1 protein-coding gene is annotated in these 267 nt (G+C 45.3%); it reads right to left on the minus strand.

Features of this window, described 5'->3' with window-relative positions:
• Positions 1–63: 63 nt before the first annotated feature.
• On the minus strand, positions 64–267 hold a 204-nt coding region (locus tag FC83_RS13520; RefSeq protein ID WP_156405610.1), incomplete at its 5' end, for an SDR family oxidoreductase.

Consider the following 267-nt stretch of genomic DNA (forward strand, 5'->3'; position numbering starts at 1 on the left):
GCAAAAAAAACAAAGCCAAATTACTGACTTTGTCCTTTAAAAATAGGCGATTAATTGGAGTTATTAAGCCCGCTGGCCGCCATCCACAACGAATTCGGCGCCAACCGCGAAGGTAGATTCATCACTACCTAAATAAACACAGATTTCCCCGATATCTTGCGGTTTGCCTAAATGGCCCACTGGAATCGTCTTGATGATCTGTTCCTTATAGGCATCAGGGATGATACCAGTATCGACCCAGCCAGGGTGAACACTGTTGACCCGAAT

Origin of the sequence: Agrilactobacillus composti DSM 18527 = JCM 14202, from assembly GCF_001436375.1 — a bacterium.
Classification (GTDB): Bacteria; Bacillota; Bacilli; order Lactobacillales; family Lactobacillaceae; genus Agrilactobacillus; species Agrilactobacillus composti.